We start from the raw sequence: 16095 nt of genomic DNA on the forward strand, positions 1-16095 counted from the left end.
ATTAAAGCATAATAAATGAATTTGCTTATTAAGTCCGCTACCGTTATTGACCCAAACTCACCGTTTAACCAAAAGGTTGTTGATATTTTAATTGAGAAAGGGATTATCACCAGGATAGCCCCCGAACTGGAAGCCGATGCGGAATTAGTTGAAGCAGAAGGATTGTTTGTATCGCCGGGCTTTTTTGATTTGAACTGCAATATTGGCGAACTGGGCCTTGAAACAAAGGAAGACTTAAAGACCGGTACCGCTGCCGCCACTGCAGGTGGTTTTACCGGGGTAGCTTTAATGCCAAACACCATACCGCCTGTACATTCAAAAGCAGAGATAGAGTATTTAATGAACCGGGCAAAAAGAAACCTGGTTGATGTATACCCACTTGGTGCAATATCGCATAAACGCGAAGGCAAAGACCTTGCCGAGATGTACGACATGTTTTTGAGCGGCGCCAAAGCATTTACCGATGGTAACCGCCCGGTGCAGGATGCAGGGCTTATGGAGCGTGCTTTACTGTATGCACAGGGTTTTGATGCGCTGATAATTTCGTATCCCGAAGATACTGCCATTGCAGGCAAGGCCAAGGTTAACGAGGGTGAAATAAGCACCATATTAGGCATGAAGGGCATCCCGCCGCTGGCCGAAGAACTGATGATAGCGCGCGACCTTTACCTGGCTGAGTATACAGGCTCAAGAATACACTTTACAACTATCTCTACCACCCGCTCGGTTGAACTGATAAGGGAAGCTAAACGCAAAGGCCTCGAAGTTACCTGCGACGTGGCTGCACACCATTTGGTACTTACCGACGAGGCGCTATTAGGCTTCGACAGCCTTTACAAGGTTAAACCACCGCTGCGCACCCGCGACGATGTTAACGCCTTGTTAAAAGGGCTGAAAGACGGCACCATTGACGCCATAGTATCGCAACATACACCGCACGAGGTGGAGTTTAAAGATGTTGAGTTTGAGGTAGCCGAATTCGGTATTATCGGTTTGCAAACAGCATTTGCGCTGGCATTAAAAGCAGGGTTGGATATTGAGCTTATTATCGAAAAACTCGCCATTGCCCCGCGTGAGATACTAAACGTTGAAATACCTTCCATCGCCGAAGGAAATGATGCCAACCTGGTGCTGTTTGACCTGGGCGAAGAATGGGAATACACTAAAGCTAATAACAAATCAAAATCATATAACTCGCCATACATAGGGCAGAACTTAAAAGGTAAAGTATTGTTAACCACCAATAACAATCACTTTTATAAACAATAAAAACATGATAGACTCAAAAGTAGAATCAGCCATTGAGGCCGCCTTAACGGCTTTTTCGAAATATAGTAGCTTTGATGCTACACCTTTTTCCAGCGTGATCGACGAGGTTTTCGACTCGGAAGAAGACTTTATGAGCAAGGTTGCCATGCTCGACGAGGTTTTCGATGATTTTCCACAGCTGGAGGTATTGCGCGAGGTATTTTTTGATTTGCTGCTGGTTAATTTTTTCAGCGCTGATGTTAAAAAACTGGAAGAAGATTACCTTGATACCCCAGAGTGGGAAGCCATTGAAGAGGAAACCATTGACCGTGGTACCGAGCTATTAAACCTGCTGCTTTACTTGAATGAATGTGAGGACGAAGATATTGAGCCGGGACTGGAAGACTACTTAAAAGAATTTTTACTGGTTGATGAAGACGAGTTCCAGGACGAATACCGCATTTATGAACCGGTTATAGCCCACCAGGTTTTGATGGAAAGCCCGGTTGCCGAGATAACAAAAGTAGCTAATAAACTACCGGATGATTCGGAATTGAAAGAACTGTTTTACCCTATAATGTGCTTTTTTCACAATACAGAGCCAACCGAAGAAGCAAAGAACAGTATAGCCGACAATGCTATTGAAGTGGAGTTTGATATGGCTGTTTTAGAAATACTTATCAGCTTTAAATAGCTGTAAATCAATTGTTATAATGGATTCTATTGAACGACAGATAAAAATAAACGGGGTTAAAAGCGGGGTGATTTTGGGTATAATTGTTACCGCGCTTAGCATCGCTTCTTTTTATTTTATCACGGCCACGCCATCACCAGCAATGTTTGTGGCGGGACCGATAATTTTCGCGATTTTTTTGCCAATATTTTGTGTTACGTTTCTGTGCTTTAAAGCGCGCAAAGATGTTGGCGGGTATTGGACTTTTAAGCAAGCTACAACCGGCATATTTACAATGTTTTTAGTTGCGTTCGTTTTGCAATTTATCGGGAAGGATATAATTTTTGATAAGTTTGTTGAACCCGGCAACGCCCTAAAGGTTCAGACCGCTGCTGTCAATGCCAAGGCCGCCATACTTAAGCAAAGGGGTAACACCCCCCAGGTGATAGATAAAGACATAGCCGAATTAAAAAAAGATTTTACACAACCAGCTCCAACAGTTGGCAGTACCATACAGGGTATAATTATCTCTATCATCTTTATATTTATTTTAGCCCTTGTATTTGGTGCGCTGTTTAAGCGGGACCCGCCCGGCACGGTTTCCAACTTATAAGATATTGCAGAAAAGCAAGACCTACAAGTCTTGCTTTTTTTATTCCCTAAACTTTTAAATCAAAATTATTTATTACATTTAAGAAAACTTAAAACCAAATAACAATGGAAAATGTCGCTCCCTCACCGAGTAGTGTCGCCATCAAATGGGCACTCATCGGTTTCTTCGTTTCAATAGTGATTACTTACGCATTCCAGCTTTTGAATGTAGATGTTAATTCACCGGTAAAATATATAAGCTACGTTTTTTTCATAGCTTTCTTACTACTAGGCCAAAAGGAGTTTAAGGACAAGCTTGGCGGCTTCGTAACCTTTGGTCAGGCTTTTCTCGAGGGCTTTTTATTCTCGGTTTTCTATGGCATAATGGTAGCTATCTTCACGTACATTTACTTCACTATGTTAAGCCCTGCGGTTTGGGACCAGGCAATGAATGCCGCTCAAAAGAACCTGGAGGCGAAAGGTACTTTGTCGTCCGATCAAATTGAGTCTGCTATGAACATCAGCAGAAAATACGGAATATTGATAGCGGTAGTTGGTGTGGCCATAGGAACTCCAATTATGGGTGCGATAATTGCATTAATAGGGGCAGCCATCTTTAAAAAGGAGCGCTCTCCGCTGGATATGGTGCAGGATAGTAATTATTCAGACCCGGCAGTTTAAGCCGGAACTATCAATAACAAAACAGGCCGTTTCTATTTGAAGCGGCCTGTTTTGTTTACTATCAGTTTGAAAATTTATTTCTTCATTACCTGCCTCACAATATCGTTGCCAAACACAAATACCATTAGTGTTATCAACAGTACGAAACCTACTATCTGGGCACGCTCCAAAAACTTATCGCTTAGTGGTTTTCCCTTTATCATTTCAATTACCAGGAACACCGCGTGGCCACCGTCAAGGGCGGGTATTGGCAATAGGTTGGTTAACGCCAGTACCATCGATAAAAAGCCTACCAGGCTCCAGAAACGGATCCAGTCCAAATGACCGCCAAACATGGTTGCAATTGCTACAGGGCCGCTAACAGCTTTGTTTAACTTAACTTCGCCCTTAATCATTTTGCCAATACCTTTTGCGTTATCGGTAAATGTTCCCCAGGCCTTGGTAGCGCCAACCGGGAATGAGCCGAAAAAGCCATAAGTCAACCTGTCTTTTTTTGGAAGATCGGGATTTGGCGAAAAGCCCAATATCCCGTCTTTATCTATGTGTGCAATTTTATGCTGTACACTATCGCCATGTTTTATGGTAACCTGTACCTGTTTGTTTTTGAATTGCTGCAACTGCGCGTGCAATTCATCAAAATAGGTGATTTTAACAGCGTTGATAGCCAATATGCTATCGCCCTTAACTATGCCCGCTTTTGCGGCGCCTGTTTTTGGGGAAACTGAATCGACGGAAAATTTAAATCGCGGGTCCCTGCTTATAAAATCTTCTATAGTGGAGTTAACGTCGCCAAGGTCATTGATTAAATTGCCGGGCACTTTAACATGAAGTGTTTGCCCGTTTCGTAGCACTGTTAAATCGGTATTGCCTAATATTACTTTTGTGCTGGTAAGCTCTTCAAAACGTATAACCTTTTGACCGTTTATTGCGGTAATGTTATCACCAGGCTGCAAACCTATTTTCATGCCTAGTTTGCCAGGAAGAATACCGTATTTAAGTGCAGCGTTTGGTGTATAGGTTTCGCCGTATTTAATGGTTAAAATCCAAAATATAAATATGCCTAATACAATATTTACAAATATACCGCCAAGCATTACAATAAGGCGCTGCCAGGCTGGTTTCGAGCGGAACTCCCATGGCTGCGGCGGGCCGGCCAGTTGCTCGGTATCCATCGATTCGTCAATCATCCCGGCAATTTTTACATAGCCGCCCAGTGGCAGCCAGCCTATGCCATACTCAACACCTTTGTAGTTAAATTTAAAAAGACTAAAGCCCCAGGCATCAAAAAACAGGTAGAACTTATCTACCTTAATGCCGAAGGCCCTGGCGGCCAGGAAATGGCCAAGTTCGTGCAGAATTACTAAAATAGAAAGGCCCAGTATAAGCTGGCCCACCATAATCACTATACTCATTTATATATTATATTAAAATTGTAATGCTTTTAACGGCATTTGATGTATTAAATTTTGCGCAAAGATGCGTGTTTCTTTATCAGTATTCAAATAGTCGTCCAAAACAGGACTCTTAATAAATGCAATATGTTGCATGCATTGTTCAATAACGCCGCTCATAGCTAAAAAGCCTATACTTTTGCTTAAAAAACCGGCCACTGCAATTTCATTTGCAGCGTTAATTATACAAGGCATATTGCCGCCTTGTTTTAATGCCTGGAACGCCAAAGCTAAATTACGGAAGGTAACCATGTCTGGTTTTTCGAACGTAAGGTTAGGGTAGTTGGTAAAATCGAACCGTTTGAAATCGTTTTTTACCCGGCCGGGGTAGGTAAGGGCATATTGTATGGGCAACTTCATATCCGGCAAACCCATTTGCGCTTTTATGGAGCCATCCTGGAACTGCACCATTGAGTGAATGACTGATTGCGGGTGTACGACGACATCAATCTGTTCGGCCTCCAAGTCAAAAAGCCATTTAGCCTCTATAACTTCCAGCCCTTTGTTCATTAATGAGGCCGAGTCGATAGTGATTTTGGCACCCATAACCCAGTTTGGGTGCTTAAGCGCATCCTCGCGGGTAACATTCTCTAAAAAAGCTAACGATTTATTCCTGAACGGACCGCCTGAAGCTGTTAGTATTATCTTTTCTATCCTGTTGTTTTCTTCACCGGCAAGGCATTGAAAAATTGCTGAGTGCTCCGAATCGACGGGTAAGATTTTAACTTTATGCTTCTTTGCGAGGGAGGTTATTAATTCGCCGGCAACCACCAATGTTTCTTTATTTGCTAACGCGATGTCTTTGCCAGCTTTAATGGCTGCTATCGTCGGCTCGAGCCCGGCAAAGCCAACCATGGCTGTTAGCACAATGTCTATTTTTTTGTGGGTAACAGTCTCAACAATAGCTTCAGCGCCGGCTAGTACCTTAACATCAGTTTTGGCAAGTGCATCCTTTATGTATTGATATTTACTTTTATCGCAAATAACTACGTACTGCGGGTCGAATTGCAAGGCCTGGGCGATAAGTAAATCAGCGTTGCTTTGGGCCGTCAAGAGATAGGCCTGGAAAAGTTCAGGGTTATTGCCGATAACCTCGAGAGACTGTGTCCCAATACTGCCCGTGGAGCCTAATATCGCTATGTTTTTTTTGTTACTCAATCCTATAAATTTATGTAATCGCGCAGCTCATCCGCAATCTTCCTGTCATTCGAAAGTCGCGGCACTTTATTCTGTCCTCCCAGTTTCCCCTGGCTGCGCATATAGTTTATAAAGGTATCTTTTTTTACGCTTTGGATTACCAGGGGGCGCAAAATGTTACCGGTAATCAGGTCGAAATAGTAAATATTTTTTTTCTGTAAGGCTTTATCAACTTCAATAGCAAATGCTGCCATATCGGCCGGGGCCTTGCCAAACTCTATAAACCATTCGTGGTAAGGTAGTTGGCCTTCAGGTGGGTTCACCTGGGGCGCCACGGTAAACTCTATTACGTCAACACCTTGTTGGTTTGCAACGCTCAGCAATGCCTGCTCCACTTCTTCGCCTATAACATGCTCGCCAAAGGCAGAAATGTAGTGTTTAATGCGGCCGGTAACCACAATTTTGTAAGGGTTTTTGGAAACGAACTTAATCGTATCGCCCAAACTATAGCCCCATAAACCGGCACTGGTGTTGAGTATTAGGGCATAGTTTCTGTCAAGTTCAACGTCTGCAAGGCTTATGCGGGTTGGGTTTTCGTTAAAGTATTCGTCAGTCGGGATAAACTCATAAAATATACCGGAATCGACCATCAGCAACAACCCTTTTTCTTTTTGCGAATCCTGGAAAGCTATAAATCCCTCGGAGGCAGGGTAGGTCTCGATCGAGTCTATTTTAAACCCAATGCTTTCCTCCATGCGTGCGCGGTAAGGTTCGTAATTAACGCCGCCGTGCACAAACAATTTAAAATTTGGGAAAATATCCTTTATTTTTTTACCGCCTGATACAGCCGACAGCCTGTCGAAATACATCTGGCACCATGGTGGTATACCGGATATCAGGCGCATATCCTGATTTTTTGTTTCTTCAACAATGGCATCAACCTTTTGCTCCCAGTCGTCTATGCAGTTGGTATCATAGCTGGGCATCCTGTTTTTTTGCAGGTAGCCGGGTACGTGGTGCGCCACTATGCCCGAAAGCCTGCCGGTTGGTATGCCGGCCTTCACGTCGAGCACCGGGCTGCCTTGCAGAAATATTAGTTTCCCGTCTACAAAATCGGCATTGCCGGTTTCATGAATATAGCATAACAGCGCATTACGGGCGGCTTTTATATGCTCGGGCATGCTTTCTTTCGAGATAGGGATATATTTTACGCCCGATGTAGTGCCCGATGTTTTCGAAAGATAAGCCGGTTTGCCGGGCCACAATACATTTTCCTCGCCTTTGGTTACCCTATCAATGTATGGGCGAAGCTGTTCATAATCCCTGATCGGTACGTTTTTTTTAAAATCGGCGTAGCTGCTGATTTGGCTAAAATCATGATCTGCACCAAAAGCGGTGCTTTGGGCTGTGGCAATAAGATGTTGAAAAGTTTTTTGCTGCAGGGCTACCGCATTTTTGCGAAGTTTATTTAACCGGCTGTTTACTATAGCGGCAAAAGGTTTGCTTAGTGCTGCCTTTATTCCCATAAATTAAACGGTTTCGGTAATGTCGTCATCTACATCCAGGTGGCTGTAAACTAGTTTGCGGTAAGCAACCATAATGATCACCTGTACAAAAGGAAAAGTGAGCAGGAACCAGCAATAAAAAGCTAGTTTAAAAATATAGCCCTCGCCATCCTGGTCCAAATGGAAAATATTAATCAGTACAATTACCGGAATTAATACCAGGATCATTACAGCGATTATAATTGCAAAAATACCAAGGGTTTTGAAGAAGTTATCTTTTGTTATTTCAAAGCTTTGTCTTAAGGATTCAAAAGGCTTTGAATCATCATCAATAATAAAACATACACAAAATATTGAACGCAATAACAGGTATAAGATGATGATTAACTCTAAAAGTTTAAAAAGCACCGATGCCCCAAAACTTCTTTCGACTAATAAATTCACGAACACAAACAATGCTATTAAAACACCATACAACAGGGCAATAAGCACGAAATTGAGTGTCATTTTTAAAGAAGGCAAAATATCCCGGAATGAGAACTCATAAAATTCTCTATCCATCAACGTTAAGATCAATTTGTAGAAGCTTAAAGCCAAATAAGCTTGTACTATCATCTGTAGCAGCACCACAATTAATTGGCTAATTCTGTTGTCGTCGACAAAAATAAAGTTGTTAAAAAAGTCGACCACCTCATAAACAAACAGGGAAATTATAGAATAGACAATCAGCGTGGTAAAATTCCTTTTGAGAATACGCCAGGCTGTAGCTATTGTTTCCGTTATAGAAAATGGATGGTACATATATTATATTAGGACAACTTAAATATTACCCGCTTTATAAAATCCTGCATAAAACCTAAGCCATATGCAGTTAATTGTATAAAAGATGCTATCAGGCTCAAAAATGCAATTTTTACCGACTTATTTTTCACCAACGAATGAAAAAATATCAACAAAATAATAAGCGCAAGTATAAAGTTACACAACAGCGCTATTGGCCAGCCAAACACATTGGCTACGGCTGTAAACATTAGGGATAACGTAAATATAGCAGGAAAAAAGTGAACAGCCTTTAGCTCTGTAGGGAAAAACTTATAAACATTTATACGGGCCCGACCGAAAAAATGTATCTGTTTATAAAACTGTAAAAAATTAGTGCGTCGCTTGTGGTAGACCTTAGCCTCGGGTATTAATCCTATTTTAAAGCCCATGGAATGTATACGGATACTATACTCGATATCCTCGCCCGAACGGGTGATAATAAAACCGTCGGCCTTTTCCCAAACCCCGCGTGAAATGCCCATATTAAAGCTGCGCGGATGAAATTGGCCGATACCTTTTTTATTGCCCCGGATGCCTCCTGTAGTAAATGGCGACGTCATGGAGTAACTGATAGCCTTTTGCACCGGTGTAAATGACGGGTGCGCAGCATCCGGACCGCCGTAGGCGTCAAGCCAGTTTTCGTTAAGCGAATTGTTAACAATTTCCAGGTAATCTTCGGGTATCAGGCAGTCTGAATCGAAAATAACAAAGTAGTCGCCTTTGGCGCGTTCAAAGCCGTAGTTGCGGGTAAAGCCCTGGCCTTCGTTTTGTTTTACAAAATATTTAACGTCGAGTTTGCCTGCAAAGCTTTTTACTATATCAGCAGCATCATCTTTTGAACCATCCTCAATCACCAAAACCTCAAACTGCTTGTAAGTTTGCAGCACAAGGGTTTCCAGCAGTTCTTTTATCTCCTGCGGGCGATTGTATAAAGGTATGATGATGGAGAAAAACATTTTACGATTTGACGATTTTGTGATTTGAAGATTTGAAAATTATTTGGTTGGCTAAATTTCGAACTTGCATCGGCGTCATCAATCATTTTCAAACTGACACATTTTCAAATTATCAAATCAAATAACTTCCTCCACCTGGTATTTGTTGCGCTCGTGGGCGCTGCGTGCTACCAGTTCGGCTACAAAGCCGGTTAAAAACAATTGTGAGCCTAATATTACAGCTACAAGGGCTATGTAGAACAGGGGCTGGGTGGTAACATCCCTGTAGTGTACCCCTTTGGCAATAGCGCGCAATTTATCAACAATCATCCAAATGGTAATTATAGTTCCAGCCAAAAAGCTTATCGTGCCCAGGGCGCCAAAAAAGTGCATCGGGCGCTTGCCAAATTTGCCCACAAAAAATATCGACATCAAATCGAGCAGGCCGTTTATAAAGCGGTTAAGGCCAAATTTTGTTTTACCGTATTTGCGGGGGCGATGTTCAACCACCTGCTCACCAATTTTTGTGAAGCCGGCCCATTTTGCAATTACAGGTATGTAACGGTGCATTTCGCCGTATACCTCTATATTTTTAACCACTGCGCTGCGGTAAGCTTTCAACCCGCAGTTAAAGTCGTGCAGGTTATCGATGCCCGACATGCGGCGCGTTGCTGCATTAAATAATTTCGTTGGGATGGTTTTGCTAAGCGGATCGTGTCGTTTGGCTTTCCAGCCAGATACCAGGTCGTATTTTTCTTCGGTAATGCGGCGGTAAAGCTCAGGTATTTCGTCGGGGCTGTCCTGCAGATCGGCATCCATGGTAATTACCACATTACCTTTGGTTGCTTCAAAGCCGGTATTTAATGCCGCCGATTTGCCGTAATTGCGCCTGAATTTTATACCCTTGATAAAAGGGTTCCCGGCATTTAGCTTGCGTATCATTTCCCACGAGCCGTCTTTGCTGCCATCGTCAACAAGTATAACTTCGTAAGTAAACCGGTTCTCATCCATTACACGGCTTATCCATGAGGTAAGCTCGGGCAATGATTCTATTTCGTCGTAAAGTGGTACTACTACTGATATATCCATTTATTAGGAATGCAGCAGGCGGGGGGTATTACGCCGTTGCTGTCGTTCCGCAAAAATATAAAAAATTGGGTATATCTTTTTGGGATTGCACCGATTGTTAAAATGATTACACCGATAAATGGACTGTATTGCAATTTTTACAGAATGTAACTATCTTTGTAAAAAAATAATACAATGCAACGCTTTAATCTCTTCTGTGGTAAAAACCTTGTGCAGCCCATGGGCTCGCAACAGAAAGCGTGTGCCTTAAATACACCTTTCTAACGGCCGGGCTTACATCAACCTTCCGAAATACTACAATTATTAATTTTTATTTTACTATGACGGCTTACTTTATTGATGGCCGCACTATACTGTTTAAGATTTTATGAACACCTATTATACTATAGACGAGAAATATTTACAAGCCGTAGATAAATTAAGCTATGGACGAACGCCGAAAGCCTTGCAATTATTTAACGAAATTGTAAGTAACGACCCTTTGTACGCAAAAGCCCATTACCAGCTTGGGAAAATATATTATTACGATCTGGAAGACTACCAGGCTGCGGGTTACCATTTTAAAACCTGCATGGAGCTGGAACCCGGTTTCCCCGGTAATTATTATCATTACCTTAACCTGGCTGTTTTTTTAAATATGCAGAAACTGGTGAAAGCTATTGCTGAAAAGGCGTTGGTTGTGCCAGGCGTGGATGTCGCAGATATTTACGAGCTGGTTGGTTTATCGGCTGAGAAGAACAAAGAACTGGAAAAAGCCTTAGCGGCTTACAATAACGCTTTTGATACGGTTACAAATAAAACCGACAAAAGAAAAATTGAGGAAAGCATTGAACGCATAAACGCCAAAATGCAGCGTATTAAAGCCTACCAATACACTTTGGTTGAGTAATTTTTATGATTTCACCCATTATTGAATGATTACACCGATTGTTATTAAATCGGTGTAATCTCTATTTGGCCAGCCAAGCTTTTTTAACATCGACCACGGTTATCTAACTCATGATAATAGGATACCGGTTTCGAAGAATTAATGTACCAACACTGAAATTTGCAGAGGGTTATTTCATATTTAAATATGGTAAGATCGTATATGTTTCTATTTTTTAAGAATTAAATTCTTTGTTTATATTATTTACTAAAATTTAATTCTGTTTATGTGTTTTGGCGTAATACATTAGCCAAGTTGCTTTAAACCTTTCGTTTTTTTTACCGTCCTAACTGTATAAAATTTGAAACGATAACAACACCATTTGCAGCAGCTGAATCGAGAAAGCAAATGAGGTTTAATCAATATAAAAACAAACAACATGAAAAAGTTAGCAATATTATCAGCCATAGCATTAAGCGGTTTAATTTATAATACTGCCTCTGCACAAATAAGAATAAATTTTGGTTTACACATAAGGCCTGTTTATGCCCGTTACCACGCTCCGGTAGTTGTTGAGCAGCCTGTTTACCAGGAACCCGTTCAGGTTTATGACGATAGCAACGACGACGACTACTACTACCTACCCGAGGTAGATGCGTACTACAATGTAAATGCCGGTTGTTATTATTATAACGATGGCAACAACTGGGTTTCTGCAGCGTATTTACCAGGCGCTTATCGTAACTACGATTGGAGAAGTTCCCGCAGGTACGAAGTGCGTGAGCACCGTCCATTTGCCCGCGCCGATTTTTACAGGTCGAGGTTTAATGGCCGCCAGGTAGCCGAGTTTAGGAATTATCGTCACGATAATGATTCACGTGGAAGCTATGATCGTAACAACGGCTACTACAATCGCGGTAATGACAACCGTGGGGGTGGCTACAACAGACCGGAACGAAACCGCGACAATGATAACCATTATGGAAACAGGGGCCAGGGAGGTTACAGCCAACCATCATACCCAGGTCGTAATCAAAATAATGAGAACCGTGGACAGGGTGGTTATGGCCAGCCTAACCAAAACAATGGTGGACACGACAACGGACAGGGGCATTCAGCCCGACCAAGTCAGAACAATGGCGACGGCCGCGGCAGAGGTGGAAACGAGCACTTTGCACAAAACATGGGCATGGCGCACAGAATGGGTCGCAACTAAACACGATTGCAAGATTTGAAGGATTTACAGGATTTGATAAGCGAGCGTTAAAACTTGCGGAGTTTTAAAACTTCGCAAGTTTTTTTTGCGCCGTCCATCATGTAAATCGTGTTAATCCTTAAATCGTGTTAAATCTTGTTAAATTGAGTATGTGCTGGCGCTGTTTAATAAATCTATAGCATCGCTATTTAATTTTAGCGATACTGCCTTTGTCAATTCATCCAACTGATTTGTGGTTGTAGCACTGGCAATCGGTGCCGTAATTCCCGGCCGGGCCATAACCCAGGCAAGGGCTATTGTTGCCGGTGTAACTTCATATTCTACAGCTACCTTATCAAGCGCAGCTAATATTTTAAAGCCGCGCGGGTTCATAAACTTTTTAACACCCTGCCCGCGGCTGCTTTTCGACAGGTCGTTTTCCGACCGGTACTTGCCGCTTAAAAATCCGCTGGCTAAAGAGTAATAGCTTATAACGCCGATATTTCGTTCGCGGCAAACGGGCTCAAGTTCAGTTTCGTAATATTCGCGGTTGTATAAATTATATTCGGGCTGCAGGCATTGATAAGCGGCGAGGCTGTGGTCTTTACTTACCTGCAGTGCTTCTTTAAACCGTATGCCATCATAGTTGGATGCGCCTATTGCACGAACCTTGCCCTGTTTTATCAGATCAGTAAAGGTTTCAAGTGTTTCTAACAGTGGGGTGTTTTTATCGTCTGCGTGTGATTGATAAAGGTCGATATAATCGGTTTGTAAGCGTTTTAAGGATTCCTCAATTGCCTGGGTGATGTATTTGCGTGATAGCCCGGTTTTGCCTTCGCCCATCGGTTTGCCTACTTTCGTGGCTATCACTACTTTATCGCGCTTGCCCGATCTTTTCAGCCAGCTGCCTATTATAGTTTCCGATTGGCCGCCTTTGCCGCCGTGTGCCCAAGTAGCATAAACGTCTGCGGTGTCAATTAAGTCGAGTCCGGCATCAACAAAACCATCTAATATTTTAAACGATTCTTTTTCATCAATCGTCCACCCGAATACGTTGCCGCCAAAAGCAAAAGGATGTACTTTTATTCCTGATTTTCCTATTTCCCTTTTATCCATACGTTAATACAATAATTTAAACAACCTGCTGTGCCAGCTCGTCAATCCAACTACCCAAAAAAGGTTCTGTTCCCGCCAGGCGCACCCAATTTCCCTCTTCATCCCGGGCGATTATTAGGTGTAAGCTATTATCAATCGATTCAAATTCGTATGCATCCGGGTATCCTTCGAAATTAATTTTTTGTACTGTTCCTTCAACCGGAAAGTCGGAGCCGGTAAGTGTTGCTGCAAATTGCTGTTTCATAAAATTTAGTATATAAATGTAATTGATATAACTTTTTTCTGTACAAATTGTGTGTCAGATAATGGTAATAGTACACTTTTTCTGCGAACATATACCACGGGTATAGAAAGATGCCATAAATTGCAATAAGCTATTGTATATATTTACCGTGTGGAAAATATAAAGCCGGACTCGAACGTATTAGTGGAGATTGTACAAACTAAGATGCCCTTTGGTAAATATAAAGGCACGTTGGTAAGCGATATACCTGTTTCGTACCTGGAATGGATGCACAGCAAAGGCTTTCCGCCGGGTAAATTGGGCATGATGCTTGCGACTGTATACGAAATAAAAACTAATGGATTAACCGATATACTTTTTAAGGTTAAGCGGGTGGTAGCGAAAAAAATAGAGCGGTTGTAAATGTTGAAAATGTTGTAAGGGTTTGGTTGTTGTTACGACTAACCTGACAAAATGCGAATCGCCGATCCGCCATCGTTTAACATTTACAACTAGTTACAAACAAATGACCATCCACCACAACATTGCAAACGTATATTCAAGTATAAAATTTGAGAACAATATGAAACGAATTATTTTTTATGCAGCTGCCATATTATTATTTGCCGGCTGCGTTAACGGGCAACCGGGCAGCAGGAACGAATATGCTAATTTGCCAAAGCCTGCTGCAGGCGAGGCTGTAGCCACTTTTGGCGGCGGCTGTTTCTGGAGCATGAGCGAGGCAATGTCTGAATTAAAAGGGGTTAATAAAGTAGTTTCCGGTTACGCCGGTGGCGTAACGGTTCGCCCAAGCTACGAGGATGTTAGCTCGCGTACTACAGGCCATGCCGAATGTGTGCAGGTATATTACGATCCTAAAGTTATCAGCTTTGCTACTTTAGCTAACGCTTTCTTTTTTGCGCACGACCCAACCGAGCTCAACCGCCAGGGCCCTGATGAAGGCACTGATTATCGCTCGATAGCGTTTTACCGCACGCCTGAAGAGAAAAATATTTTGCAGGAAACTATAAAGAAAATAAATGCTTCGAAGCATTATCCTGAAGCAATTGTAACCCAGCTGGCACCTTATAAAGTGTTTTACGCTGCCGAGAAATACCACCAGGGTTATTACAGGTTGAATATGGATAACCCGTATATTACTGGTGTATCAGTGCCAAAAGTGATGAAATTCAGAAAAGCTGAGAAGGCTGAGTTGAAGCCAGAGTTTGCTAAATAAAGATCAGAAGATAGAGATTGGAGATTAGTTAAAATGTTTTTCAACTAATCTCCGGTCTCTTATCTCTATTCACTAATCCCACGTAACATCAAAGCCCCCACAGTAACATTGGTGCGGCTGTCGATAATTATAGCGCCGCCGTTGGCTTTATTAATCTGATACGGGTCAAAAGCTAAAGGTTCGGCAGTTTTGATGATGATGCGGCCGATATCATTCAGCTTGAAATCTTCATTAAACTCTTTCTCCAATGTGTTGATATTAACCTTATACAGCACTTCCTGTATTTTACAGCGGGTAACTTTGCTGTTGTGCTGTACAAAGTAAGTAAGAGAGGTATCTAAAACACGTGTATCCATCCAGCATAAATCAGCTTCAATTTGTTGTGATAATTCCGGCTGATAATCAGTGTTCACCAACACGTCTCCGCGGCTGATATCTATCTCATCTTTTAAATGAATAGTAACCGACATGCCTGCAAAGGCTTCAGTTGGTTCTGTATCCAGCAGTTCTATTTTTTCGATGGTTGAGTGGAAACCAGACGGCAACACAGTAACCCTGTCGTTTACTTTGAATGAACCGCTTGATACACGGCCTGCATAGCCACGGTAATCGTGCAGTTCCTCTGTCTGCGGGCGCACTACCCATTGCACCGGGAAGCGGGCGTGTGCGGTGCTGTCATCAATTTTTAGTTCGATAGTCTCTAAAAAATGCAGCAGGCTTTTGCCTTCATACCAATGCATTTTGTCAGACTCGTTTACGATGTTATCGCCCTTTAGCGCGCTAACAGGTATGTATTTTATGTTTTCCAGCCCAACTTTATAAGCCAGTGCTTTGTAATCGTTCACAATGGTTTCGTAAATGGCCTCGCTGTAATCAACCATATCCATTTTGTTTATACAAACTACCACCTGCTGAATGCCCAGTAACGAAACCAGGTAGGAGTGGCGTATGGTTTGCTCGATAACACCCTTGCGGGCATCGATCAAAATAATAGCCAGGTTGGCGTTTGATGCACCGGTAACCATGTTACGGGTGTATTGAATATGCCCCGGGGTATCGGCAATTATAAATTTGCGCTTATCTGTCTGGAAATATTTGTAGGCTACGTCGATAGTAATGCCCTGCTCGCGCTCAGCTTTAAGGCCGTCGGTTAATATGGCAAGGTCAATGCTGCCATCGTCGTTTTTACGGTTGGAACTATGTAACGCTTCCAACTGGTCAGCCAGGATCGATTCGCTGTCATACAGTAAACGCCCGATCAAGGTGCTTTTACCATCGTCTACACTGCCTGCTGTTATAAATTTTAGTATATCCATTTTTTATA

17 protein-coding genes are annotated in these 16095 nt (G+C 42.3%); 8 read left to right on the top strand and 9 right to left on the bottom strand.

Annotated elements, in window-relative coordinates:
* Nucleotides 1–15: 15 nt before the first annotated feature.
* The 4 genes from Q0R52_RS20940 to Q0R52_RS20955 all read left to right on the top strand — a co-directional run bounded on the left by Q0R52_RS20940 (nucleotide 16) and on the right by Q0R52_RS20955 (nucleotide 3193).
* On the top strand, nucleotides 16–1269 hold the full coding sequence (locus Q0R52_RS20940) for a dihydroorotase (RefSeq protein WP_252790425.1): 1254 nt from the start codon (nucleotides 16–18) through the stop codon (nucleotides 1267–1269).
* A 4-nt stretch (nucleotides 1270–1273) separates the two neighbouring features.
* A complete protein-coding gene (locus tag Q0R52_RS20945) occupies nucleotides 1274–1942 on the top strand; it encodes a hypothetical protein (RefSeq protein WP_295798056.1) in 669 nt (222 codons plus the stop codon).
* 19 nt (nucleotides 1943–1961) lie between these two features.
* Nucleotides 1962–2534, top strand: a complete 573-nt coding sequence (locus Q0R52_RS20950) for a DUF4199 domain-containing protein (RefSeq protein ID WP_295798061.1) — start codon at nucleotides 1962–1964, stop codon at nucleotides 2532–2534.
* A 104-nt stretch (nucleotides 2535–2638) separates the two neighbouring features.
* Nucleotides 2639–3193, top strand: a complete 555-nt coding sequence (locus Q0R52_RS20955; protein ID WP_295798063.1) for a DUF4199 domain-containing protein — start codon at nucleotides 2639–2641, stop codon at nucleotides 3191–3193.
* A 74-nt stretch (nucleotides 3194–3267) separates the two neighbouring features.
* Here the strand turns inward: Q0R52_RS20955 and rseP are convergent, their stop codons facing one another.
* The 6 genes from rseP to Q0R52_RS20985 all read right to left on the bottom strand — a co-directional run bounded on the left by rseP (nucleotide 3268) and on the right by Q0R52_RS20985 (nucleotide 10132).
* On the bottom strand, nucleotides 3268–4605 hold the full coding sequence (gene rseP / locus Q0R52_RS20960) for an RIP metalloprotease RseP (protein ID WP_295798065.1): 1338 nt from the start codon (nucleotides 4603–4605) through the stop codon (nucleotides 3268–3270).
* Nucleotides 4606–4617: 12 nt separating this feature from the next.
* Nucleotides 4618–5808 (bottom strand): 1-deoxy-D-xylulose-5-phosphate reductoisomerase, encoded by a 1191-nt coding sequence (locus Q0R52_RS20965; protein WP_295798863.1) that lies wholly within the window; start codon nucleotides 5806–5808, stop codon nucleotides 4618–4620.
* Nucleotides 5805–7307, bottom strand: a complete 1503-nt coding sequence (locus Q0R52_RS20970) for a GH3 auxin-responsive promoter family protein (RefSeq protein WP_295798069.1) — start codon at nucleotides 7305–7307, stop codon at nucleotides 5805–5807. The genes Q0R52_RS20965 and Q0R52_RS20970 overlap by 4 nt, the downstream gene beginning before the upstream one ends.
* A 3-nt stretch (nucleotides 7308–7310) precedes the next feature.
* Nucleotides 7311–8087, bottom strand: a complete 777-nt coding sequence (locus Q0R52_RS20975; RefSeq protein WP_295798072.1) for a glycerophosphoryl diester phosphodiesterase membrane domain-containing protein — start codon at nucleotides 8085–8087, stop codon at nucleotides 7311–7313.
* An 8-nt stretch (nucleotides 8088–8095) separates the two neighbouring features.
* Nucleotides 8096–9064 carry a glycosyltransferase gene (locus Q0R52_RS20980; protein ID WP_295798074.1) on the bottom strand — a complete coding sequence of 323 codons (969 nt, stop codon included), beginning with the start codon at nucleotides 9062–9064 and terminating at the stop codon, nucleotides 8096–8098.
* 117 nt (nucleotides 9065–9181) lie between these two features.
* A complete protein-coding gene (locus Q0R52_RS20985) occupies nucleotides 9182–10132 on the bottom strand; it encodes a glycosyltransferase family 2 protein (protein WP_295798079.1) in 951 nt (316 codons plus the stop codon).
* Nucleotides 10133–10499: 367 nt separating this feature from the next.
* Here Q0R52_RS20985 and Q0R52_RS20990 point away from each other — a divergent pair, with 367 nt between their 5' ends.
* On the top strand, nucleotides 10500–11021 hold the full coding sequence (locus tag Q0R52_RS20990; RefSeq protein WP_295798082.1) for a hypothetical protein: 522 nt from the start codon (nucleotides 10500–10502) through the stop codon (nucleotides 11019–11021).
* 418 nt (nucleotides 11022–11439) lie between these two features.
* Nucleotides 11440–12216 (top strand): hypothetical protein, encoded by a 777-nt coding sequence (locus Q0R52_RS20995; protein WP_295798085.1) that lies wholly within the window; start codon nucleotides 11440–11442, stop codon nucleotides 12214–12216.
* A gap of 138 nt (nucleotides 12217–12354) precedes the next feature.
* Here Q0R52_RS20995 and Q0R52_RS21000 read toward each other — a convergent pair whose 3' ends face one another.
* Together Q0R52_RS21000 and Q0R52_RS21005 are read right to left on the bottom strand one after the other, a co-directional pair.
* Nucleotides 12355–13311: an aldo/keto reductase gene (locus tag Q0R52_RS21000; RefSeq protein ID WP_295798088.1), complete on the bottom strand. Its 957-nt coding sequence runs from the start codon at nucleotides 13309–13311 to the stop codon at nucleotides 12355–12357.
* Between the two features lie 16 nt (nucleotides 13312–13327).
* A complete protein-coding gene (locus Q0R52_RS21005; RefSeq protein WP_295798090.1) occupies nucleotides 13328–13555 on the bottom strand; it encodes a hypothetical protein in 228 nt (75 codons plus the stop codon).
* A 150-nt stretch (nucleotides 13556–13705) separates the two neighbouring features.
* On the opposite strand from Q0R52_RS21005, the gene Q0R52_RS21010 reads away from it, so the two are divergent.
* Together Q0R52_RS21010 and msrA are read left to right on the top strand one after the other, a co-directional pair.
* Nucleotides 13706–13957, top strand: a complete 252-nt coding sequence (locus tag Q0R52_RS21010) for a DUF3820 family protein (protein WP_295798092.1) — start codon at nucleotides 13706–13708, stop codon at nucleotides 13955–13957.
* 160 nt (nucleotides 13958–14117) lie between these two features.
* Nucleotides 14118–14771, top strand: coding sequence for a peptide-methionine (S)-S-oxide reductase MsrA (gene msrA / locus Q0R52_RS21015; protein WP_295798095.1), 654 nt, complete (start codon nucleotides 14118–14120; stop codon nucleotides 14769–14771).
* A 65-nt stretch (nucleotides 14772–14836) separates the two neighbouring features.
* Here the strand turns inward: msrA and Q0R52_RS21020 are convergent, their stop codons facing one another.
* Entirely contained in the window at nucleotides 14837–16087 is a 1251-nt protein-coding gene (locus Q0R52_RS21020) for a GTP-binding protein (RefSeq protein ID WP_252790439.1), read from the bottom strand.
* Between the last annotated feature and the right edge of the window lie 8 nt (nucleotides 16088–16095).

This window comes from Mucilaginibacter sp. (genome assembly GCF_025359345.1).
Classification (GTDB): domain Bacteria; phylum Bacteroidota; class Bacteroidia; order Sphingobacteriales; family Sphingobacteriaceae; genus Mucilaginibacter.